Annotated in this window: 18 protein-coding genes; 14 read left to right on the top strand and 4 right to left on the bottom strand. The window is 31.8% G+C overall.

The window, feature by feature from the left end:
• Window positions 1–2 precede the first annotated feature (2 nt).
• The 10 genes from OYT91_RS05535 to bshA all read left to right on the top strand — a co-directional run bounded on the left by OYT91_RS05535 (window position 3) and on the right by bshA (window position 13,494).
• Complete coding sequence (locus OYT91_RS05535; protein ID WP_281239837.1) at window positions 3–1,337, top strand: 4Fe-4S dicluster domain-containing protein; 1,335 nt, start codon at window positions 3–5, stop codon at window positions 1,335–1,337.
• Window positions 1,338–1,419: 82 nt separating this feature from the next.
• On the top strand, window positions 1,420–2,211 hold the full coding sequence (locus OYT91_RS05530) for a (Fe-S)-binding protein (protein ID WP_281239836.1): 792 nt from the start codon (window positions 1,420–1,422) through the stop codon (window positions 2,209–2,211).
• A gap of 1 nt (window position 2,212) precedes the next feature.
• Window positions 2,213–2,989: a phosphatase PAP2 family protein gene (locus tag OYT91_RS05525; RefSeq protein WP_281239835.1), complete on the top strand. Its 777-nt coding sequence runs from the start codon at window positions 2,213–2,215 to the stop codon at window positions 2,987–2,989.
• Between the two features lie 77 nt (window positions 2,990–3,066).
• On the top strand, window positions 3,067–3,549 hold the full coding sequence (locus tag OYT91_RS05520) for an ABC transporter ATPase (protein WP_281239834.1): 483 nt from the start codon (window positions 3,067–3,069) through the stop codon (window positions 3,547–3,549).
• A gap of 19 nt (window positions 3,550–3,568) precedes the next feature.
• A complete protein-coding gene (locus tag OYT91_RS05515) occupies window positions 3,569–4,183 on the top strand; it encodes a phosphatase PAP2 family protein (RefSeq protein ID WP_281239833.1) in 615 nt (204 codons plus the stop codon).
• 76 nt (window positions 4,184–4,259) lie between these two features.
• Entirely contained in the window at window positions 4,260–4,577 is a 318-nt protein-coding gene (locus tag OYT91_RS17775; RefSeq protein ID WP_432419416.1) for a DUF6660 family protein, read from the top strand.
• 106 nt (window positions 4,578–4,683) lie between these two features.
• A complete protein-coding gene (locus tag OYT91_RS05510; protein ID WP_281239832.1) occupies window positions 4,684–8,985 on the top strand; it encodes a CusA/CzcA family heavy metal efflux RND transporter in 4,302 nt (1,433 codons plus the stop codon).
• Window positions 8,986–8,994: 9 nt separating this feature from the next.
• Window positions 8,995–10,149, top strand: coding sequence for an efflux RND transporter periplasmic adaptor subunit (locus tag OYT91_RS05505; RefSeq protein ID WP_281239831.1), 1,155 nt, complete (start codon window positions 8,995–8,997; stop codon window positions 10,147–10,149).
• A 63-nt stretch (window positions 10,150–10,212) separates the two neighbouring features.
• Window positions 10,213–12,198: a heavy metal translocating P-type ATPase gene (locus OYT91_RS05500; protein WP_281239830.1), complete on the top strand. Its 1,986-nt coding sequence runs from the start codon at window positions 10,213–10,215 to the stop codon at window positions 12,196–12,198.
• A 162-nt stretch (window positions 12,199–12,360) separates the two neighbouring features.
• Window positions 12,361–13,494 carry an N-acetyl-alpha-D-glucosaminyl L-malate synthase BshA gene (bshA, locus tag OYT91_RS05495; protein ID WP_281239829.1) on the top strand — a complete coding sequence of 378 codons (1,134 nt, stop codon included), beginning with the start codon at window positions 12,361–12,363 and terminating at the stop codon, window positions 13,492–13,494.
• A 42-nt stretch (window positions 13,495–13,536) separates the two neighbouring features.
• Here the strand turns inward: bshA and OYT91_RS05490 are convergent, their stop codons facing one another.
• Entirely contained in the window at window positions 13,537–14,037 is a 501-nt protein-coding gene (locus OYT91_RS05490; RefSeq protein ID WP_269222691.1) for a hypothetical protein, read from the bottom strand.
• Window positions 14,038–14,357: 320 nt separating this feature from the next.
• On the opposite strand from OYT91_RS05490, the gene aroC reads away from it, so the two are divergent.
• The 3 genes from aroC to OYT91_RS05475 all read left to right on the top strand — a co-directional run bounded on the left by aroC (window position 14,358) and on the right by OYT91_RS05475 (window position 19,136).
• Window positions 14,358–15,419 (top strand): chorismate synthase, encoded by a 1,062-nt coding sequence (gene aroC / locus OYT91_RS05485; RefSeq protein ID WP_281239828.1) that lies wholly within the window; start codon window positions 14,358–14,360, stop codon window positions 15,417–15,419.
• 66 nt (window positions 15,420–15,485) lie between these two features.
• Window positions 15,486–16,751: a dicarboxylate/amino acid:cation symporter gene (locus tag OYT91_RS05480; RefSeq protein ID WP_281239827.1), complete on the top strand. Its 1,266-nt coding sequence runs from the start codon at window positions 15,486–15,488 to the stop codon at window positions 16,749–16,751.
• A gap of 174 nt (window positions 16,752–16,925) precedes the next feature.
• Window positions 16,926–19,136: a response regulator gene (locus OYT91_RS05475; protein ID WP_281239826.1), complete on the top strand. Its 2,211-nt coding sequence runs from the start codon at window positions 16,926–16,928 to the stop codon at window positions 19,134–19,136.
• Window positions 19,137–19,165: 29 nt separating this feature from the next.
• Here OYT91_RS05475 and OYT91_RS05470 read toward each other — a convergent pair whose 3' ends face one another.
• The 3 genes from OYT91_RS05470 to OYT91_RS05460 all read right to left on the bottom strand — a co-directional run bounded on the left by OYT91_RS05470 (window position 19,166) and on the right by OYT91_RS05460 (window position 22,181).
• Window positions 19,166–19,633: an Hsp20/alpha crystallin family protein gene (locus OYT91_RS05470; RefSeq protein ID WP_281239825.1), complete on the bottom strand. Its 468-nt coding sequence runs from the start codon at window positions 19,631–19,633 to the stop codon at window positions 19,166–19,168.
• A 158-nt stretch (window positions 19,634–19,791) separates the two neighbouring features.
• The gene (locus OYT91_RS05465; protein ID WP_281239824.1) at window positions 19,792–21,042 is read right to left on the bottom strand and encodes a DEAD/DEAH box helicase; all 1,251 of its coding nucleotides are present in this window, start codon (window positions 21,040–21,042) and stop codon (window positions 19,792–19,794) included.
• 98 nt (window positions 21,043–21,140) lie between these two features.
• Complete coding sequence (locus tag OYT91_RS05460; protein ID WP_281239823.1) at window positions 21,141–22,181, bottom strand: formimidoylglutamase; 1,041 nt, start codon at window positions 22,179–22,181, stop codon at window positions 21,141–21,143.
• A gap of 85 nt (window positions 22,182–22,266) precedes the next feature.
• On the opposite strand from OYT91_RS05460, the gene OYT91_RS05455 reads away from it, so the two are divergent.
• Complete coding sequence (locus OYT91_RS05455; protein ID WP_269222697.1) at window positions 22,267–23,142, top strand: DUF8428 domain-containing protein; 876 nt, start codon at window positions 22,267–22,269, stop codon at window positions 23,140–23,142.
• Window positions 23,143–23,156 lie beyond the last annotated feature (14 nt).

The following is a 23,156-nucleotide window of genomic DNA, read 5'->3' as shown; positions in this document are numbered from 1 at the left end:
TTATGGGTTATCTAAGTAATGTGTTATTTGCCATTCTTTTGTTTATTGGATTCGGATATTTTTATTTGAATGTTAAAAAAATCATCAGAAATATAAATCTAGGTGTTGCTGTTAATCGTAAAGATAATGCAAAAGTAAGATGGAGAAATATGGCTATGATTGCTCTTGGGCAATCCAAAATGGTTAAAAGACCAGTTGCAGGTATTCTTCATATTATTGTATATGTTGGTTTCATTATTATCAACATCGAATTATTAGAAATTATTATAGATGGGTTATTTGGTACTCATAGAGTTTTTGCTCCTCTTGGAGTTGTTTATGATTTGTTAATTGGTTCTTTCGAAATATTAGCACTTCTTGTTTTGGTTGCTGTTTTTACCTTTTGGATCAGAAGAAATATTATAAAACTGAAAAGATTCATCAGTTCAGATTTAAATGGAAGCCCGAAAAATGATGCTAATTATATCTTGTATTTCGAAGTAGTTTTAATGACTTTGTTCTTATTAATGAACGCTACCGATTTACATTTGCAAAATGTTCCTGGAGGTTTTTCTCATTTTATAAAAGCAGGATCTTTTCCAGTAAGTCAATTTATTGCACCAGCTTTTAATGGGATGTCTAATGAATTAGTGATGCTATTAAATGAAGGTTTTTGGTGGTTACACATTGTTGGGATTTTGATTTTTATGAACTATTTGTATTTTTCAAAACACTTACATATTTTATTGGCTTTCCCAAACACTTATTTCGCCAACTTAAATCCACAAGGACAATTTGATAATTTAGCTTCTGTAACTGCCGAAGTAAAATTGATGATGGATCCTAATGCAGATCCTTTTGCAGCAGCACCAGTATCTGAAAATGCTGTCCCAAGTAAATTCGGTGCTAGTGATATTCAAGATTTAAATTGGGTTCAATTATTAAATGCTTATACTTGTACAGAATGCGGACGTTGTACTTCATCATGTCCTGCAAATCAAACTGGGAAAAAGTTATCACCTCGTAAAATTATGATGTCAACAAGAGATCGTATTGAAGAAGTTGGTAAAAATATTGATAGTAATAAAGGTGTTTTTGTGCCAGATAACAAATCTTTATTAAATGATTACATAACTCCTGAGGAATTATGGGCTTGTACTTCCTGTAACGCTTGTGTTGAGGAATGTCCTGTAAGTATCAGTCCTTTATCTATAATTTTAGATATGAGACGTTATTTAGTTATGGAACAAAGCGCTGCTCCAATGCCTTTAAATACAATGATTACCAATATTGAAAACAATGGTGCTCCATGGCAATACAGTCAACAGGATCGTTTGAATTGGAAAAACGAGAATTAGTTTTGTGAAGGATTTGTTTTAAAAAGAAAAGAAATATAATTAAATGCTTTAGGCATTTATGCAAAAAATAATATAAAACGTTATGTCAGAAAATTTAATAGTGCCAACTATGGCCGAAATGCTAGCTCAAGGAAAACAACCAGAAGTTTTATTTTGGGTAGGTTGTGCAGGAAGTTTTGATGATAGAGCAAAGAAAATAACAAAAGCTTTTGTTCGAATATTAAATCGAGCTAATGTTTCTTTTGCTGTTCTAGGAACTGAAGAAAGTTGTACTGGTGATCCTGCAAAACGAGCTGGAAATGAATTTTTGTTCCAGATGCAAGCAATGATGAATATAGAAGTGCTAAATGCATACGAAGCAAAAAAAATTGTTACGGCTTGTCCGCATTGTTTCAATACTTTAAAAAATGAATATCCAGAATTGGGAGGACATTATGAAGTTGTTCACCATACCGAATTCCTTAAATCATTATTGGATTCTGGTCGATTGACTATTGAAGGAGGTCAATTTAAAGGTAAACGAATCACTTTTCACGACCCGTGTTATTTAGGTCGAGCCAATAGCATTTATGAAGCTCCAAGAGAATTAATTCAGAAATTGGATGTTGAATTGTTAGAGATGAAACGATCTAAAGCTAATGGTTTATGTTGTGGAGCTGGTGGAGCACAAATGTTTAAAGATGCTGAACCTGGCAACAAAGAAATCAATGTGGAAAGAACTGAAGATGCACTAGAAACCCAGCCAGATATTATTGCTGCTGGTTGTCCTTTTTGTAATACGATGTTAACCGACGGTGTTAAAAACAAAGAAAGAGAAGGCGATGTTAAAGTTATGGATATAGCCGAATTGATTGCCAACGCTCAAGACTTATAAAATGATGCTAAAGAAAATTGTTTTACTACTGTTAATGCCAATTTGGAGTTCCTTATTTGCTCAGACATTGGTAAAAACAAATTTTCAAGATTCAATTCCTGATTCGAGTGCTGTTAAGCAATTTAAATTCAATCCCAAACAATTAATACTACCTGCTACATTAATAGGATTTGGTGTAATTGGTATTAATAGTGATCAAATTAAAGATTTTAATTCTGAAGTTAGTGAAGAAGTAGTAGAGCACATCGATAAACAAATAACAATTGATGACTTTACCCAATATGCCCCAGGAGCTGCTGTTTATGCTTTGGGTGCCTTTGGTGTAAAAGGAAAAAATAATCTGAAAGATAAATCAATTATTCTTGCCAGTTCATTTTTAATAATGAATATTACTGTTTTAAGTTTAAAGTCAATCACAAAAGTAGAAAGACCTGACGGGACAAGTAATAATTCTTTTCCTTCAGGACATACCGCAACTGCTTTTATGGGTGCTGAATTTCTATATCAAGAATATAAAGATGTTTCTGTTTGGTATGGTGTTTCGGGCTATTTTGTTGCCGCAGCCACAGGTGCATTTAGAGTATATAATAATCGGCATTGGGTCACCGATGTAGCTGCAGGTGCAGGAATAGGAATTTTAAGTGCCAAAGCGGGTTATTGGTTGTTTCCTAAAATAAATAAAATATTCGCATCAAAAAGTAATCCAAATAAAAAATCTGCGTTCATCCCTTATTATAATGGTAAGCAAGTTGGATTTGGATTTGTTTCATCATTTTAAAAAATAAAATTTTAGTTTTGATGAAACTAAAAATAAATCTCAATAAAATTAATTTTGCAATCTAAAATATAAATACCATGTACGTTCCTTTTGAAAATTTACCCGAAGAATCAAGAATTTGGATTTATCAATCAAATAGAAAATTCTCGGATGCAGAGTTTTCTGAAATCGAAACCGATTTACAAGCATTTCTTAACGAATGGGCTGCACACGGAACAAGTCTTGAATCATCGTATTTGTTGAAATATAATCGTTTTATAATAATTGCTGTTAATCAAGAAGTGCAAGCAGCAACGGGTTGTTCTATCGACTCCTCTGTAGAATTCATTCAAAGTCTAGAAAAAAAATACAATGTAGATTTATTAGACAAAATGAATGTTACTTTCAAACTTGGAGAGCATATTGCACATAAACCATTAATTGATTTTAAAAAAATGGTTAAAGACAAAGCTGTTACTGAAAATACTATTGTCTTTAATAATTTGGTTAATAATATTGAAGAGTTTAATGAATCATGGGAAGTTCCTGCCATAGATAGCTGGCACAGCCGTTTTTTTTAAGCTAATTTATAAAGTTAAAATGGTAAAAAATCTTTCCTTTTTTGTGTTCCTTTTTTGTGTTTCTTTTTCTAATGCCCAAAATTCAGATATTGATCTTTTAAAGAAAATAAATAGCAATAGAAATACTGGTATCGAGTCGACGATGATTGGCATTACCAATAGTGCTATGCCTGTCAGTATCGGTACTCCGGTAATTATATATGCAGTTGGATTAATAGAAAAAGATAGTATGACCAAGAAAAAAGCAATTTTTATTGGAGAATCATTAGCTGCTTCGGCGTTTGTTTCTATAGCTTTAAAAAGCAGTACTAAAAGAGACAGACCTTACGAAACTTATCCCGAGATAGATAATGTTACTGAAGAAAGCAGTTATTCTTTTCCTTCGGCTCATACTTCAGCTGCTTTTGCAACAGCCACATCTTTGAGTATGGCTTACCCGAAATGGTATGTTATTGCTCCGTCTTTCTTGTGGGCAGGTGCGGTAGGCTATTCCCGCATGTATCTTGGCGTACATTATCCCACAGATGTTTTAGCGGGTGCTATTGTAGGTAGTGGTTCTGCTTTTTTGTGTTATAAATTAAATAAGTGGATTAATAAAAAAAGAGCTCCTCACCAGAAAAAGCTTTGGGAATAATTTATTTAAGGATTTAAAGTTTAAGTGTTAAGTTTAAAAGTATTGAGTTTTAATTGTAAAATGTATTTTTGTTTTTGTGAAATGGACTAGTTCAATATTGTCAGTACTGTTTATTCTACTCTCGTGTTTGCCTTGTACAGATATAGAAGGGAATAATTCAATGCACACTGTTGTTGAAAAAAGTAGCTCAAATCATAATCAACATAATGATTCTTGTTCCCCTTTTTGCTTTTGCAACTGCTGTAATTCTCAAATTTTTGCATTTGATACAACTATTAAAAATTTAGATTTTGTTATTTTTAAAAAGTTTGAAGAAAATAAAATCCCAGAATATAAATCCATTCTTTCTTCCAATTTCTTCGGAAGTATTTGGCAACCCCCTCAAATAGTATAATGAAACCTGATTTCAATTAGTATTGAATATTAGGATAGAGAGTTGTGGCTTTTCCACAAAATAATAGACCATTTAGGTCCAATTTCTCATTCATTATATTAAAAAAATGATATATAAAATAATAGCATTTTCAGTTAATAACAAACTGATTACAGGAGTTCTATTATCGATTTTTGTTATGTTTGGCGTTTATTCATTTACGCAATTAAGTGTTGATGCATTGCCAGATGTAACCAATAATCAAGTGCAAGTAATAACCACTGCACCAAACCTTGCTACTCAAGAAGTAGAACAATTTATAACTTATCCATTAGAAACTGAATTCAAATCATTGTCGGAAATGGTTGAATTACGAAGTACAAGCCGTTCGGGTTTGTCTGTAATTACAATTGTTTTCAAAGATAACGTGCCAGTGAACATTGCTCGTCAACGTGTTGATGAAAAAATAAAAATGGCGACGGATAATATTCCGAAACAATACGGGATGCCAGAGTTATTGCCTCCAACTACAGGACTTGGTGAAATTTATCAATATGTTTTGATTCCTGAAAAAGGATATGAAAAAAAGTACAATCTAACCGAATTAAGAACGATTCAGGATTGGATTGTAAGGCGTCAATTACTAGGAACTATTGGAGTAGTTGATGTGAGTAGTTTTGGTGGAAAACTTAAGCAGTACGAAGTTTCGGTAAAGCCTGAACGATTGGCGGCCAACAATCTTACGCTTATTGATGTTTTTGATGCTTTGCAAAACAACAATGAAAACACAGGAGGAAGTTATATTGACAAAGGCCCCAATATTTATTTCATTCGTGGCGAAGGATTAATCCAAAACATCGATGACATTAATAACATCGTTGTAAAAAACAATTCGGGTGTTCCCATTTTAATAAAAGATATTGCCGTAGTTAAATTTGGATTTGCACCTCGTTATGGAGCTATGACCAGAAATGGAAAAGGAGAAACTGTTGGAGGTGTTGTTTTAATGCAAAAAGGGGAGAACGCTGTTAGAGTAATTGAGCGTGTCAAAGAAAGGATGCAATCAATTGAAAAATCATTGCCCAAAGGCGTCAAAATTGATGTTTTTGTTGATAGAACCAAACTTATTGAGAAAACCGTTAGTACTGTTTCTACCAATTTGTTAGAGGGAGCTCTAATTGTAATATTGGTTTTAGTATTGTTTTTAGGAAGTTTGAGAGCCGGTTTGATAGTTGCATCTGTTATTCCGTTAGCGATGCTTTTTGCCATAATCATAATGAACCTGCTTGGTTTAAGCGCCAATTTGATGAGTATGGGTGCTTTGGATTTTGGATTAATTGTAGATGGCGCTGTTATTGTTGTCGAAGCCACTTTGCATATTTTTTCAAAGCATTATAAGCACAATACACTTTCTCAAAATAAAATGGATCATGAAGTAATAATAAGTTCATCAAAGATCATGAGTTCTGCCATTTTCGGGCAAATTATAATCCTGATTGTTTACATTCCGTTGTTTGTGTTAAGCGGTGTCGAGGGTAAAATGTTCATGCCAATGGCGCAAACGGTAAGTTTTGCAATCGTTGGGGCATTATTACTTTCTCTTACGTATGTGCCTTGGGCGAGCAGTCTTTTTTTAAGCAAAAAAATCAGTAATGAACCCAATTTTACGGACCGATTTATCAATAAATTAAATAATTGGTATCAACCAGTTTTAGTTATTGCTATAAGACGAAAATTTGAGGTTATTGGTAGTGCAGTTTTTTTATTCGTAGCTTCATTATTTCTTTTCAACTCATTGGGTGGAGAGTTTATTCCTGAATTAGACGAAGGCGATTTTGCAGCAAATTATACCATTAGACAAGGAAGTAGTTTGCCTCAAACCATTGAAGTAGGGACCCAATTAGAAAGACTTTTAAAGGAATTCCCAGAAGTTGAAGAAACAGTTAGCAAAATTGGGAGCAGTGAAATACCAACAGATCCAATGCCTATTGAAAGTGCTGATTTGATAATGGTTTTAAAAGACAAAAAAGAATGGACAACAGCCGATAATAAAGAAGATTTAGCCGATAAAATGAATGAAAAATTAAGCCAAATTCCAGGTTGTAATATATCTTTTGAGCAACCCATTCAAATGCGTTTTAACGAATTGATTGCAGGTGTAAAGTCAGATATTGCCATAAAAATATTTGGCGATGATTTGGATAAACTTTTTTCAGAAGCCAACAAAGCGGTTCCAATTATTAACAAAATAGAGGGTTTGACCGATATAAAAGTCGAGCAAGTTACAGGAATGCCACAATTAGTTGTGAAATACAATCGAAACAAAATTGCGCAATACGGCTTGAATATTGCAGAGGTGAATCGAATTCTGAATACGGCTTACGCAGGCGGGACAACGGGTGTAGTGTATGAGGGCGAACGAAAATTTGATTTGGTTGTTCGTATTCCTAAAGATGAAAATACCGATATTGATGCTTTAAAATCTTTATTGATACCAACACCAAAAGGGAATCAAATTCCGTTGAACGAAGTCGCCGAACTCAATTTTAAAACTGCACCATCACAAATAAGCAGGGAGGAAGCACAGCGCAGAATTGTTATCGAAGCCAATGTTCGTGGCCGTGATGTAGAAAGTGTAGTTTTGGAAATTCAGAAAAAATTAGATGCCAAATTAAAATTACCGGAAGGCTATTTTATAAAATACGGAGGACAATTTCAAAACCTTCAAGAAGCCAAAGGGAGATTGCTATTGGCTGTTCCTTTAGCGCTTTTGCTTATTTTCTTTCTGCTCTTTTTGTCGTTCCGTTCCCTCAAAGAAGCTACTATAATTTTCTCTGCAATTCCCTTAGCTTCAATAGGTGGCATATTTGCTTTGTGGAGCCGTGGAATGAATTTTAGTATTTCGGCAGGAGTTGGTTTTATTGCACTTTTTGGCGTTGCTGTTTTGAATGGAATAGTATTAATTAGCTATTATAACCAACTTAAAGAAGAAGGAGAAGACAATCTTTTGCAACGCATTTACAAAGGCAGCAGTGCTCGATTGCGACCAATTTTAGCAACAGCAACAGTCGCATCATTAGGTTTTCTGCCAATGGCTTTAAGTACAAGTGCAGGTGCCGAAGTCCAAAAACCATTGGCAACTGTAGTGATTGGTGGTTTATTAACATCAACTTTACTGACTTTATTTGTTTTACCAGTTTTATATTATTTAGTGATGTCATCAAAAAAAATAAAAGTTAATCCTAAAATTGCATCAATTGTTGTTTTGCTTTTTAGTTGTTATTCTTTTAATGCTAATGCACAAAATAGTCCTTTGCAATTGAACGATGCGATAGAATCTGCGTTGAAAAATTATCCAACCATACAACAGGCAACTTTGCAAACAGAGCAGCAACAAGCATTAACAAAAATAGCTACTATTCTGGACCCATTCAATATTAATAGTAATTTGGGTCAAATGAACAGTAAATTGTTTGATTATAATATAGGAGTTGCTCAAGGTTTTAAATTATCGAATAAAGCCGATAGAAATCTGCTGAATCAAAATGTAACCGTTGCCAAATCTTTTGAAGCCGTTACCAAAAATGAACTGATCAAAAGTGTTTCAAGTGCTTATTTATTTTGGATTTATAATGTGCAACAATACAATTTGCTACTCGAAATAGACAACATTTTTGCAGATTATGAAAAGTATGCAGACAAGAAATTTCAGGTTGGCGAAAGCAATAAACTCGAAAAAATAAATGCCACATTGCAACACAAGGATTTAAAATTGCAATTGGGAGAAGTCAGTACTCAAGTATCTTTTTATTTGGCAGAATTGCAAAAATGGACTCGGAATAATGCAGATTATAAAGCCACAACAAAATATGAAGCTTTACCCGAAATTAATCTAAGCGATAGTACTTTAGTCAAAAATCATCCCGTTTTACAGTTTTTGCAACAGCAAATTATTGCTAAAGAATTGGCGATTAAATCTGAAAAAGCTAAAGCCAATCCATCATTTAATTTGGGGGTTAATGCACAGAGCTTAGACAAGGTAACTCCGTTTTATTATGGAAGTGTAGGGATTAATATTCCATTATTTAGAAATGGAATTGAGGCAAAAACACAAGTGGCAAAATTAGAAACTGAAATCGCTAAAAAAGAATTAGAGAAATCGCAACAGGAATTGGCAACTGTCTATTTGCAACAATACCAACTACAAAAACAGTATTTGGAGCAACTCAATTATTATAAAACCGATGGAATTCCAATGGCAGAAATGATTATCAATTCGGCGCAACGGCTATACAAATCAGGAGATATTGGTTATATCGAATATACCCAAAACCTTAAAGATGCCAACAAAATTAAAAGTGATTATTTGATTGCAATGAACAATTACAATCAAACGATAATCAACATTCAATATTTAGTAAACAAATAAAATACAGCAATGAAAAATAATATAGCAATCTTATTCTTTCTAGTTTTAGCTCTAATCTCCTGCAAAAATAATTCAGAGAAAGAACCAATAACTAATGATTCGAAGGAAACAATAATAGAAAGAAACGTTGTGACTTTTACAGATGCACAAATAAAAGCTATTGATTTAAAGTTGGGTAATTTTGAAAATAAAAACCTAACGACAACCTTAAAAATAAATGGAAAATTATCATTGCCACCACAGTATCAGGCACAAGTTAGTATATTGATGGGAGGCGTAGTAAAAAACATTTTGGTTCAAGAAGGGGAGTTTGTAACAGCCGGAAAAACTTTGGCAACCATTGTCAATGCTGAAGTGATACAATTGCAACAAGATTACTTAGAGAACAATGCTAACCTTAATTATTTGGAAAAAGAATACCAACGCCAAAAAGAATTGAGAGATGATAATATCAATGCAGGAAAAACGTATCAGCAAGCTCAAAGAGAATTACAAATTGTCCAAGCCAAAAAAGTAACATTAAGTTCTAAATTGGCACAATTGGGTATTAATGCAAGTAAATTATCATCAAAAAATATTGCTTCGAGTATTGCAATTTCGGCACCAATAAGCGGGTATATTCAGCATATTAATTTAAGTATGGGTAAATTTGCAGAAGCCAACGCTGTCTTGTTTGAAATCATTGACAATCACTTTTTACATTTGGATTTAAAAGTTTTTGAAAAAGACATTCACAAAATAAAAATTGGTCAATCAATTACTTTTAGTGATGCGAATGATGTTTCGCATACACATCCAGCTAAAATTTATGCTATTAACAAAGCATTTGAACCCAATGAACAAGCGGTTTTGGTACACGCCAAAATAAATGAAACTACTGAAACGCTGTTGCCGGGAATGTATGTAGAGGCGAGAGTAAAAATTGATAATAACAACACAACGGCACTACCAACAGAAGCAATAGTGAACAACGGAAACGACCATTTTATTTTTGTTTCAGTAAGTAAAAATACCTTTCAACAAATAAAAGTGACTATTGGTACTACAGATTTAGGTTTTACCGAAGTTAAGGTAATAGATGAAGTTCCAGCCGAAGCTAAAGTTGTAATCAAAGGAGCGTATTATTTATTGTCAGAATTGACGAAAGGTAGTGGAGAAGAATAAAACAGTTATTTTACTAACTGTAATATTGGTTATTATGTTATAATTTTGATATAAATAAACAAAATGGATAAGACATTTAAAGATTCTATAAATATAAAAACAAATAAATCGGATAGTTGCTGTTCGACTCATGATGAACACATACATTCAGATGATGATAGTCATGACCACGACCATTCGCACGGAGATGGAAGTTATTTTCAAATGTTCTTTCCATCTGTAATTTCTTTTTGTTTATTGCTGATTGGAATTGTTTTGGATAATTATTTTCCTCAAACTTGGTTTACAAATTGGGTTCGAATTGGTTGGTATATTGTTGCCTATATTCCGGTTGGTTTTCCAGTTTTAAAAGAAACTTTTGAGAGTATTAAAAAAGGGCAGTATTTTTCAGAATTTTCATTGATGGTAATAGCTACTTTAGGAGCTTTTGCTATTGGTCAATATCCAGAAGGTGTTGCCGTAATGTTATTTTATGGTATTGGTGAGAATTTTCAAGGGCTAGCGGTTAAAAGGGCCAAGTCCAATATTAAATTATTATTAGATCAAAGACCTGATTTTGCAACTGTTTTAGAAGGCAATAAAACGGTTTCAGTTAAAGCATCCGAAATTGGTATTGGAGCCATTATTCAATTAAAACCAGGAGAAAAATTAGCTTTAGACGGAAAACTTATTTCTGAAAGTGCTACTTTTAATACTGCCGCTTTAACTGGTGAAAGCAAGCCAGATAGTAAGAAAAAAAATGAAGTTGTATTGGCTGGGATGATCAATTTAAACACAGTTGTTGAAGTTGAAGTTACGACTGCTTATACCGACAGTAAGCTCTCTAAAATTTTGAAATTGGTACAAGAAGCTACTGCCAAAAAAGCACCTACTGAATTGTTTATTCGAAAGTTTGCAAAAATATACACTCCAATTGTAGTTTATTTGGCAATGGCAATTTGTTTGTTGCCCCTATTTTTTGTTGCCCATTATGTGTTCAGTGATTGGCTGTATCGAGCTTTGGTTTTCTTGGTAATTTCCTGTCCTTGTGCGTTGGTGATTTCCATTCCATTGGGATATTTTGGAGGAATAGGAGCTGCCAGCAAAAATGGAATACTATTTAAAGGTTCCAATTTTCTAGATATAATGTCTGCTATTCAAGTGGTGATTTTGGATAAAACGGGTACGTTGACAAAAGGCATATTTACAGTTCAAAAAGTGGAGGCCGTAGGTATTTCAGAAGATGATCTGGTCCAATATACGGCTGCATTAGAATCTAAATCTACACATCCTGTGGGAACGGCAATTGTAGAATTTGCAAAAGGATTAGATGCAACTTTAAAAGTTACTCAAGTAGAAGAAATCCCAGGACACGGATTGAAAGGAAAGGTAAATGATGCCGAAATAATAGTTGGAAACGTAAAGTTGATGCAGCGTTTCAACATTAATTATGATTTGGAACTGGATAACTCGCCATTTACCATTATAGTTGTTGCCATAAATAATGTGTATTCAGGTTATTTTTTAATTGCAGATGAAATAAAGGAAGATGCCAAAGAAGCTATTGAAAGTTTACATAAAATAAATGTCGAAACCATAATGCTTTCGGGGGATAAACAAGTCGTTGTCGATGCTGTTGCTAAAGAACTGAATATCGATTCGGCTTATGGGGATTTATTACCCGAAAATAAAGCAGAAAAAGTTGAAGCATTAAAATCACAAAATTTAAAAGTGGCTTTTGTTGGCGATGGCGTAAACGATGCGCCAGTGATTGCCCTTGCCGATGCTGGAATTGCAATGGGAGGATTAGGAAGTGATGCCACTATCGAAACGGCTGATATTGTCATTCAAAACGACCAACCGACAAAAATTTACACAGCGATACATATAGGGAAACAAACGAAAAAAATTGTTTGGCAAAATATAACCATGGCATTTGTAGTGAAAGCATTTGTTTTAATTCTTGGCGCAGGAGGCTTAGCAACAATGTGGGAGGCCGTTTTTGCAGATGTAGGAGTAGCGTTATTAGCCATTTTGAATGCTGTTCGGATTCAGAGAATGAAATTTTAAAAGTTAAATTTTAACTTAATTTTATACTTAAAGAGACCTAATCTCCTTAATTTCGTTCCACTTAAAAAACATACATGAAATCGCCATTAACAACAAGTTTGTTGTGATAAACCAATACAATATGGCGATACCATGTTTCCAAAATTTAAATATTATCTATACATGAAAATAGCAATAGTTTGTTATCCAACATTTGGCGGAAGTGGCGTAGTTGCTACAGAATTAGGTCTTGAATTAGCCAGACGGGGACACGAAATTCATTTTATTACATACAGCCAACCGGTGCGATTGGCATTATTAAATCCAAATGTTCATTATCACGAAGTAGTAGTTCCAGAATATCCATTATTTCATTTTCAGCCGTATGAATTGGCTTTGTCAAGTAAATTGGTGGATATGGTAAAATTGTATAAAATAGAATTGTTGCATGTGCATTACGCTATTCCTCATGCATATGCTGGGTATATGGCCAAGCAAATGTTGAAAGACGAAGGCATTAATATTCCAATGGTAACGACGTTGCACGGTACGGATATTACATTGGTTGGGAATCATCCTTTTTATAAACCGGCAGTAACTTTTAGTATCAATAAATCAGATTTTGTGACTTCAGTTTCCCAAAGCTTAAAAGAGGATACTTTGAAATTATTTAATATAAAAAATGAAATTCAAGTAATCCCTAATTTTATAGAATTAGATAAAAACAAGTACGATCCTACTGTTCCTTGTAGTCGTTCGGTAATGGCCAATCCTAATGAAAGAATCATTACGCATATCAGTAATTTTAGAAAAGTAAAACGAATTCCGGATATTATTAAAATATTTTATAAAATTCAGAAAGAAATCCCTGCGAAATTGATGATGGTAGGAGATGGACCAGAAAAAGAAAAGGCTGAAAAAATGTGTCGAAAGTTTGGGATACAGGATAAAGTGATATTTTTTGGAAATAGTAATGAAATAGATCGCATTTTATGTCTTACAGATTTGTTTCTTTTACCATCAGAAACAGAGAGTTTCGGATTGGCTGCTTTAGAAGCAATGGCTTGTGGTGTGCCTGTAATATCAAGTAATTCTGGTGGTTTACCTGAAGTGAATATGGATGGTGTTTCTGGATATTTGAGTGATGTTGGAAAAATAAATGAAATGGCGCAAAATGCTTTAAAAATATTAAAAGAGGATGCCGTTCTTGCTCAATTCAAAAAGAATGCTTTGCACGTAGCAGAGAAATTCGATATTAAAAATATACTTCCTATTTATGAAGCTCTTTATGAAAAGGCAATAAATCAGTATCAGTAATTTTAGTAGATCCATCTTGTTTTACAATAAGATGGGTTTTTTTTAGAATCTATATCGTATTGCCAATCCGACATTAAAACCAAAATCGTTTTTTTCATAATTATTAAAAACAAATTCAGGTCTTGTATCCATGGCTAATTGTATTGGGATTTCTTTAAAATTATATTCAATTCCAATATTACCATTTAGTACCGCAAATAGTCCATTGTCACCAGCATATTCATTATTGTAATTATCATTGGTATTCCAAGACCCTAAACCACCTCCAAAACCAGCATACCAATCTAATTCTTTTTCAATTTTCCAATACCATTGATAAATACCTGATATTTTGAGTGCATCGGTATGGTTATCATTAGTAAAACCAAAATCTAGTTCTAATCGATTTTTTAGAGAAATCTTTTTTTGATAAGTAATCTCAACTCCAAAACCATGATTGTTACCAAAACGCAATCCGATTGTATTTTTAGAACTAATTTCTTGTGCTTGAACAGTTAATGAAAAAACGATCACTGTATAAATGGAGTAAAGATTTTTATTCATTTCTAATTTATTTAGTATTTGAAATCCTTAAGTTTTATAAATATAATAAAAAAAATACTTGAATATTTAATTAATGGTTGATTAATCAGATTGTTAAGTTTTGTTTTTTCATAATATAAAATGATATAATAGTATTTAAAATTATAGTTTTTAGTGTTTTTATAAAGAATATTACATTGTATTTTAAGAATTTGATTTCTACTATTTGTAAAAAAATATCTTTTTTATAACGAATTTGAGTCAAATTATATCAAAATATTACTAATTTAAAATTTTTTCTTTAATTCATAAGACTTACATTTGCCTAAAATTTTATTACAATGGCAGGAAATAGCTACGGTACATTATATAGAGTAACAACTTTTGGTGAATCTCATGGTGAAGCATTAGGAGGAATTATAGATGGTTGTCCTTCTGGAATTCAATTGGATTTGAATGCAATTCAATTTGAAATGTCTAGACGTAAACCAGGTCAATCAGCAATTGTTACACAAAGAAAAGAACCAGACGATGTTCAATTTCTATCAGGAATTTTTGAAGGCAAAACTACTGGAACACCAATAGGTTTTATTATTCCAAATACCAATCAAAAATCAGATGATTATTCGCACATAAAAGACAATTATAGACCCAGTCATGCTGATTTTGTTTATGAAAAAAAATACGGTGTGCGTGATTACCGTGGTGGTGGCCGAAGTTCAGCTCGCGAAACAGCTAGTAGAGTAGTTGCTGGTGCTATTGCTAAGCAAATGCTTCCAGATATTAAAATTAATGCGTTTGTATCTTCAGTAGGGCCTATTTTTTTAGAAAAACCATACCAAGAATTGGATTTTTCTAAAATAGAAAGCAATCCTGTTCGTTGTCCAGATGAAGAATCAGCCATAATTATGGAAGATTACATTCGTCAAATTCGTAAAGAAGGCGATACAGTAGGAGGGACCGTAACTTGTGTTATTCAAAATGTGCCTATTGGTTTGGGAGAACCTGTTTTTGATAAATTACATGCAGAGCTAGGAAAAGCAATGTTGTCTATTAATGCCGTAAAAGGTTTCGAATTTGGAAGTGGTTTTGAAGGAGTTAAAATGAAAGGAAGCGAACACAATGACTTATACAATCCAAACGGGACAACACAAACGAATCTTTCGGGCGGAATTCAAGGTGGAATAAGTAATGGAATGGATATTTATTTTCGTGTTGCTTTCAAACCAGTTGCAACTATAATGCAAAAACAAGAATCATTAGATAATAAAGGAAATATTACAGAAATGACAGGTAAAGGAAGACATGATCCTTGTGTAGTTCCTCGTGCCGTACCAATTGTAGAAGCTATGGCTGCGATTGTCTTAGCTGATTTTTATCTGATAAATAAAACCTATCTTTAATTAAAATAAAGCATACTCAGTATTTTGACGAGCTAAATATTGAGATTTAACCTTGAAATTAATTTAATGAATACGATTACAACCAAAAAACAACCCTTTTTTAAAGGCCTTACCGGTCAGATCTTAATTGCAATGCTTTTAGGAGCTGTATTAGGAGTGATTATTCATAATTCGGCTACAATTGAAACGGCTCAAGAATTTAGCAACAAAATAAAAATGTTAGCAACAATTTTTATTCGTTTAGTTCAAATGATTATTGCTCCATTGGTTTTTACGACTCTTGTTGTTGGAATTGCAAAATTAGGAGATATAAAAGCCGTTGGAAGAATTGGAGGAAAAGCTTTAGCCTGGTTTTTTACAGCTTCCTTTATTTCGCTGTTAATAGGCATGTTGTACGTGAATTTATTGCAGCCTGGAGTTGGATTAAATTTATCCAATGTAGATTTGACTGCAGCTTCTGATGTTACAGCTAAAACACAAAGTTTATCATTTGAAAATTTTATTGAACATATTGTCCCTAAGAGTTTATTTGAAGCACTGGCAACCAATGAAATATTACAAATAGTAATTTTTTCAATTTTCTTTGGATTAGCTGCCGCTTCAATAGGAGATCATGCAAAACCAGTGATTGATTTTTTAGACAGAACTTCGCATATTGTTTTAAAAATGGTGAATTTTGTAATGAAATTTGCTCCAATTGGTGTTTTTGGTGCTATTGCAGGAGTTTTTGCTGTAAGAGATTTTCAAGAATTAGCTTTTACTTATTTTAAATTTTTTGGTTCATTTCTTATCGGAATTGGAACACTATGGATAATACTTATTGCTATCGGATTCTTTTTTCTTGGAAAAAGAATGAAAACATTATTAAAGCATATCGTTAGTCCATTGATTATAGCTTTTGGAACTACAAGTTCAGAAGCCGTTTTTCCAAAGCTTACCGAAGAACTTGAACGATTTGGAGTAAAAGATAAAATTGTTTCTTTTATGTTGCCTTTAGGATATTCATTTAACCTTGATGGTAGTATGATGTATATGACTTTTGCAGGTATTTTTATTGCACAAGCTTATGGTGTACATTTAGATTATCCAACACAGTTTACGATGCTTTTTGTATTAATGCTGACTAGTAAAGGAATTGCAGGTGTACCAAGAGCAAGTTTAGTAGTAGTTGCCGCTACTTGTGGGATGTTTAAAATTCCAATAGAAGGTATTGCTTTAATATTGCCAATTGACCATTTTTGCGACATGTTTAGAAGTGCAACCAATGTATTAGGAAATGCATTAGCAACTTCAGTAGTGGGGAAATGGGAAGATGAAAAAGAGAATAGTTAAAATAGGACTCAATACTCTTTTATTTCAGACATTATTTTTTAAAAGAAAAGCAGTTACATCTATAATGTAACTGCTTTTTTGTATGTAAATTTATGTTGCAATTGTGAAAAATTCTTGCATAAAATGTGATATATCTATGGATTATGCTGTATATTTGAAAAAATAACCACTTTTATGCCCCTAATAAGAATAACTCTATTAATTGTTTTTTTGTTTAATATTTCGGGAACTGTAGTAATTGCTCAAGCTAATTTACCAACCAATAGTGAAATTAATAAATTAATTTCAAAAGCATCTAAACTACGTGAATCAGGAAATTTTGAAAAATCCTTATTGATTTCAAGAGTTGCTTTGCGTAAAGCAATTTTAATAAAAGACAACGAACTTATTGCCGATAATTACAATAATGTTGCAGCAAATTATAATGAGCTAATAGAATTTGATAAAGCTATTTTTTATTACAATAAAGCTTTAATTTATGCCAATTTATCCGAAAATGATTCTGTAAAACAAAGAGTCAATAATAATTTGGGAAATATGTATTGTTTTGAAAAAAAGAAATACGAAAAAGGTATTCTTTATTACAAAAAAGCTTTAGAGTGTAGCAAAAGAATTTCAGACACTTCTCAAATGGCATTTACAAACCTTAATATGGCTTGGGCTTTTTTTGATATAGGGAATTTCAAAGAAGGAGAAGATGAGTTGTTATTTGTGAATTCGTATTATAAAAAAAACAAAGATGTTACTTTAACTGGTATAATTAGCATGCTTAACGGGATGTATTACAGTTATAAAAATGATACAGAAAAAGCAGAAAAACACTTTTTAGAAGCCATAAAAATTGGGAAAGAAAGAAATGAAAAATCAGATTTAGCCGTTTCATATTACGAATATTCTAAGTTTTTATTAAAAAATAAAAAATATAAAAATGCTTACGAAAATTTAGCACTTTACAATAATCTAACAGAAGAATTATACGCTGAAGAAAAATTATCTAAAGCCAATATTGAAGGGATTAACTTAGAGTTGGATGAATATAAAAGAACAATTGATAAAATCGAGAATGAAAAGGATCTACAGTATCAAAGTTTAAAAAAATCTAGAATTATTGTATTACTCTTTATTATAGCAATTTTTGTTTTATTATTGTTTCTAAATTCATTAATAAAAAATAATAGATTTCGTATTAAATCGAATGCAGATTTGTTATTAGCTAACGAAGAATTAAAAATTGCCAATCAGAAAGCTCAAGAATCTTCAATTCTGAAAACACAATTTGTTTCTACAATTAGTCATGAATTGCGGACGCCGCTGTATGGAGTTGTTGGGATTACCGATTTACTTTTAGAAGAACATAAAGAACTTGCCTCAAGCCCTCATCTCAATTCATTGAAATTTTCTGCTCGTTATTTGCTGTCGCTAGTAAACGATATTTTGCAAATTAATAAAATTGAAGAAAATAAAATTGTCTTGGATAATTTGACCTTTAATTTGATAGATGAATTTAATATGATTGTAAATTCATTATCATTTATTGCAAAAAAAAATAATAATAAAGTTTTTTTAAAAATAGATAACTCGATTCCTGATAACTTGATAGGAGATAAATTGAGATTTGCTCAAATTATGATGAATTTAGTAAGTAATGCATTGAAATTTACTAAAAATGGCGAAGTGTATTTAATAGCCAATCAAGTTCAAGTTGTTGGTAAAAAGCATACTATTAAAGTAATGATAAAAGATAATGGAATTGGGATTTCTCCATTAGATCAAGATAAAATATTTGATAAATTTGTTCAAGTAGGAAGGAAGCAATTAGATTATCAAGGAACAGGTCTTGGATTATCAATTGTTAAGAGGCTTTTGGGGCTTTTTGAGAGTGATATTACTGTTGAAAGTGAGTTAGGGGTCGGTACTACTTTTACTTTTGTTATAGACTTTGAATGTGATTTGGATAAGTCTAAAGAAATTATAAATAATATTCAAGTTGATTTAACTTCTAGTCAAGTTTTTAATGTGTTAGTTGTCGAAGATAATCACATCAACCAATTGATTACAAAAAAAACTATCGAAAAAAATAATTATTCTTGTAAAGTAGTAGATGATGGTTATAAGGCATTGGAAATATTAGAGAAAGAACAATTTGATGTTATTTTGATGGATATCAATATGCCATTAATGAATGGGTTCGAAACATCAAGAAGAATTAGACAAATTGGTATAGAAACCCCTATAATTGCATTAACTGCATTTGATAAGAATGAAATTACGGACGAAGCAATTATGGCAGGAATGAATGATATTATTGTTAAGCCATTTGAGACAATTCAATTGTTTAAAGTAATTAATTGTCTCATATTAAAATCAAAAAGCGTTGTAAGTTAATACAACGCTTTTTTTTTTCAATATTATATTTATTTAATTGAAATAGATTTTGATGATTTTTTTCTATCTTCAGGTTTTTTAGCAATGATAACATCTAGAATTCCATCTTTGTATGTAGCTTCTATTTTGTTTTCATCTGCATAATCTGGAAGATTAAAGGATCTGTAAAAAGATTTATAATTAAACTCTTTTCGAACATAATCATCTTTTTTATTAGTTATTTCTTTTTTTTCTTCTTTCTCAGCAGAAATACTAAGCATATTGTTTTCAACTTCAATTTTAAAGTCCTCTTTTTTTAAACCAGGCGCAGCTAGTTCAATTTCAAGTTTTGTATCTGTTTCTTTTAAGTTAACAGATGGTAAATTAACTCCAATTGCCGAAATACTTCTGTCAGCCCAATCAGAGATATCTCTTGTAAAAAAATCTTCAAAAAGTGGGTTTGCAAACTGACTAATAATGGACGGAAACATTCCGTCTCTTTTTACTAAAGTTTCCATAAATTTGATTTATTAAAGTTATTATTTTACTATATCAAAAGTAGTTATATTAAACTTGTAAATAGTTGATAAATAATATTTTAACATTAAAAAAAAGCACTTTTTAACGTGTTGTTATGAAGTGCTTTTTTATAATTTATGGTGCAATTTATGTTGGTTTAATACCAACGTTTTTTGTTCTGTTTTGAAGCTTCAGATTTTCTAGATTTGTGAGCTCCGCCGCTTCGATTTGAGTTTTTTGGAGCAGTATTTTCACTTGATGGACTTCCCGAATGCCATGGATATGGATGCTCATTAATTGTTTTAACGTCTACTTTTATTAATTTTTGAATATCTTTCCAATACCCATGCTCGTCTTTACTGCAAAAAGAAATAGCGATTCCACCATTACCTGCACGCCCAGTTCTTCCAATGCGATGTACATATGTTTCTGGAATATTTGGCAAGTCAAAATTAATGACAAATGGTAGTTGATCAATATCAATTCCACGGGCAGCAATATCTGTTGCTACAAGTACACCAACTTCTTTGTTTTTGAAAGCATCAAGAACGCGTTGCCTTGCATTTTGAGATTTATCACCATGAATTGCTTCTGCAGCAATATTGTTTTTTCTCAATGCTTTTACCACGTTGTCGGCACCATGTTTAGTTCTTGAAAAAACTAAAACATCCGATAAATTCTCATTTTTAATTAAATGATAAAGTAAGTTTCTTTTCTCAGTTTTTTCAACAAAATAGACTCTTTGTTCTACATTTTCAGCAGTTGATGAAACTGGAGATACGGTTACAGTTTCAGGATCGGTAAGAAACATTTCTGCTAATTCGCGAATAGCCATTGGCATTGTTGCCGAAAAGAAGAGAGTTTGCCTATTTTTTGGTGTAAGCTTTACGATTTTTTTTACATCATTAACAAAACCCATATCTAGCATTTGATCCGCTTCATCAAGAACCAAAGTATGAAGATGGTCTAAATCAATAAAACCTTGTTTGTGCAAGTCTAATAGTCTTCCAGGGGTTGCAATTAGGATATCAACTCCGTTTTTTAATGCATCTACTTGTGGGTTTTGAGAAACACCTCCAAAAAGCGTTAATTGTGTTAAGTTGGTATATTTTCCATAGATATCAAAACTTTGTCCAATTTGTACCGCTAATTCTCTTGTTGGAGTTACAATTAGAGCACGTATTACTTTTGATTTTTTTGACGAACCTACAATTCGATGCAATTGATGTATTATGGGAATAGCAAATGCAGCAGTTTTTCCAGTTCCAGTTTGTGCACAACCGATTAAATCTTTGCCGGCCAAAACTAACGGTATGGCTTTTTCTTGTATGGGAGTTGCATTGGTATAGCCTTCTTCAAATACGGCTTTTTGTATACTTTTGGAAAGTGATAGATCTTCGAATAACATATTTTATATATTAAATATCTTGTATTAATTACATAGATAAGGTTACAAAGATAGTGTTATTATTTTGTTGATTAGTAATCCGGTTCAATAGGTAAGATTTATTCTATAATTGTTTTTTGTGATTTCATGAAATCTGTGACTAAATACCCAATAAGTTTACCAATTAAATGATTGTTTTTTTCTTCTCCTAAATCTGGTGCTCCTTCGCAAATATGCAAATAGGCAACGTTTTTATTTTTTGCAAAAAAAGAAACAAATTGTCGAAGTTCTTCTATCGAAAAACCACTTAACGTCATAGCACTACTGGCAATATTTGGTATTGCATCCAAATCAATTTCAATGCCAAAAGGATCATTTTTTATAAAATCGAGAGCATTAACCATTTCCTGATGAAAATCTTTTTCTTTTCTAATATTTACACTGTCATAGGTGTTGTAACGAACCCGGTCTTCTATTTTTTTTATTATATCCAATACGCTTTTAGAAGTGTAATTTTCGTGTAAACCAAAAATGAAATATTTTTTCAGAAAGCCTTCTTCGTAAGCATATGAAAAACCGTTTCCACTATGCCTACCTTCTAAAATTCTAAAATCAGAATGTGCATCAAAATTAATGGCATTAATGGATTTTCCTTTGGCTAAAGCAGCTCCTTTAATATTTCCGTAGGAATTATTATGTCCACCACCTATAACTATTGGTATTTTGCCAGATTGAATGATTTTGCATATTATATGAGAAACTTCTTTGTCAATTCTCTCAACTAATTGGCTCAATTTTGATCGATCATCAATATCGTTAAAATCAAGTTCTTCAACTTCTTTCATTTCTTGTTTTACATTGAGCTGTCCTAATACAATAATTTGATTGCCTTTTGAAAAACGATTGTGTTGTATATTAGCGATACTTTTTATGGCGCTTTCCCATGCGGATGCAGCTCCTGGTCTACCATAATTAGCTCTAACTCCAATGTCTTCTGGAATGCCAAATAAAACAAACTTTGCTTCACTTGATTTAATAAAATCAATCGGATCAATGCCTTTAGGTATTGTAAGCATTTTTTCGCCAAATTTGATTTCACCATTTCGATGGTTTGTGATTTTGGCTAGATCGTTAATACTGAATGTGATAAGTTTTTCCATAAAAATATATTTCCCAAAAATAATATAAATGTATTAAGTTGCGTTATATATATTATTAAATTTGTAAAAACAATTATATTTTAAAATGGAAAATCAAAAAAACAATTCAAGTCTAAAAGCCGTTATCGCAGTTTTAGCTATTTTATTAGTAGGAAGTTTAGTGTATATTTTTAAAATGTCCTCAGAAGTTGAAACGGTTAATACAGAAATTACAAAAGTAAGTACTGAAAAAGAATCAGTTATGAAAGATTTGCAAGATCTAAAAGCAACTTATGATGCTGCAATAGCTGAAAATACTTCAATGTCTGAAGAATTAATACAAGAAAGAGACAAAGTGGTAAAATTGATGGATGATTTGAAACAATCAAATGGGGATTTATCAAAATATAAAAATCAAGTACAAACGCTTCAAGGTAATTTGAAAGTATTGATGAAAGAAAATGAAGGATTGAAAAAACAAAATACAAGTTTAACAATTTCTCGTGATAGCACTGTAGTGGTTTTGGGTCAAGCTCAAAAATTTAATGAAGTTTTAGTAGGTCAAAATGAAGATTTATCTAAAACAGTTGAAAAAGGATCTAGATTATCGGTGTTAAATTTACAAACTGCTGCTTATAAATTAAAAAGTTCAGGTAAAGAAATTGCAACTGATAAAGCTAGTAGAGCTAATGTTCTTAAAATTAGTTTTACTATTGCTGAAAATTCTATTGCAAAATCAGGAGATAAAGATTATTATGTTCAAGTAATTGACAGTAAAAACAATGTTTTGGGTGAGGCTAAAACAATATCTTTTGGAGAAAAAATGTTATCATATAGCTTTATTTCTAGTGTGAAATATGAAAATAAAACTGTTCAAGTTTCTCAAGATTTAGCGGGTAAAGACTTTGCAAAAGGAATGTATACTGTAAATGTTTTTGATAAAGATCAATTGGTTTCTTCAACTAATTTCTCATTGAGATAATATTTTATACTATA

Source organism: Flavobacterium praedii (assembly GCF_026810365.1).
GTDB classification, from domain to species: domain Bacteria; phylum Bacteroidota; class Bacteroidia; order Flavobacteriales; family Flavobacteriaceae; genus Flavobacterium; species Flavobacterium praedii.
This window is presented reverse-complemented; position numbering and strand designations above follow the sequence as displayed.

Bases quoted from the DNA above. Each gene is read 5' to 3' on its own strand.
- OYT91_RS05535 (WP_281239837.1), top strand. From the start codon at position 3: ATGGGTTATCTAAGTAATGTGTTATTTGCCATTCTTTTGTTTATTGGA.
- OYT91_RS05530 (WP_281239836.1), top strand. From the start codon at position 1,420: ATGTCAGAAAATTTAATAGTGCCAACTATGGCCGAAATGCTAGCTCAA.
- OYT91_RS05525 (WP_281239835.1), top strand. From the start codon at position 2,213: ATGATGCTAAAGAAAATTGTTTTACTACTGTTAATGCCAATTTGGAGT.
- OYT91_RS05520 (WP_281239834.1), top strand. From the start codon at position 3,067: ATGTACGTTCCTTTTGAAAATTTACCCGAAGAATCAAGAATTTGGATT.
- OYT91_RS05515 (WP_281239833.1), top strand. From the start codon at position 3,569: ATGGTAAAAAATCTTTCCTTTTTTGTGTTCCTTTTTTGTGTTTCTTTT.
- OYT91_RS05510 (WP_281239832.1), top strand. From the start codon at position 4,684: ATGATATATAAAATAATAGCATTTTCAGTTAATAACAAACTGATTACA.
- OYT91_RS05505 (WP_281239831.1), top strand. From the start codon at position 8,995: ATGAAAAATAATATAGCAATCTTATTCTTTCTAGTTTTAGCTCTAATC.
- OYT91_RS05500 (WP_281239830.1), top strand. From the start codon at position 10,213: ATGGATAAGACATTTAAAGATTCTATAAATATAAAAACAAATAAATCG.
- bshA (WP_281239829.1), top strand. From the start codon at position 12,361: ATGAAAATAGCAATAGTTTGTTATCCAACATTTGGCGGAAGTGGCGTA.
- OYT91_RS05490 (WP_269222691.1), bottom strand. From the start codon at position 14,037: ATGAATAAAAATCTTTACTCCATTTATACAGTGATCGTTTTTTCATTA.
- aroC (WP_281239828.1), top strand. From the start codon at position 14,358: ATGGCAGGAAATAGCTACGGTACATTATATAGAGTAACAACTTTTGGT.
- OYT91_RS05480 (WP_281239827.1), top strand. From the start codon at position 15,486: ATGAATACGATTACAACCAAAAAACAACCCTTTTTTAAAGGCCTTACC.
- OYT91_RS05475 (WP_281239826.1), top strand. From the start codon at position 16,926: ATGCCCCTAATAAGAATAACTCTATTAATTGTTTTTTTGTTTAATATT.
- OYT91_RS05470 (WP_281239825.1), bottom strand. From the start codon at position 19,633: ATGGAAACTTTAGTAAAAAGAGACGGAATGTTTCCGTCCATTATTAGT.
- OYT91_RS05465 (WP_281239824.1), bottom strand. From the start codon at position 21,042: ATGTTATTCGAAGATCTATCACTTTCCAAAAGTATACAAAAAGCCGTA.
- OYT91_RS05460 (WP_281239823.1), bottom strand. From the start codon at position 22,181: ATGGAAAAACTTATCACATTCAGTATTAACGATCTAGCCAAAATCACA.
- OYT91_RS05455 (WP_269222697.1), top strand. From the start codon at position 22,267: ATGGAAAATCAAAAAAACAATTCAAGTCTAAAAGCCGTTATCGCAGTT.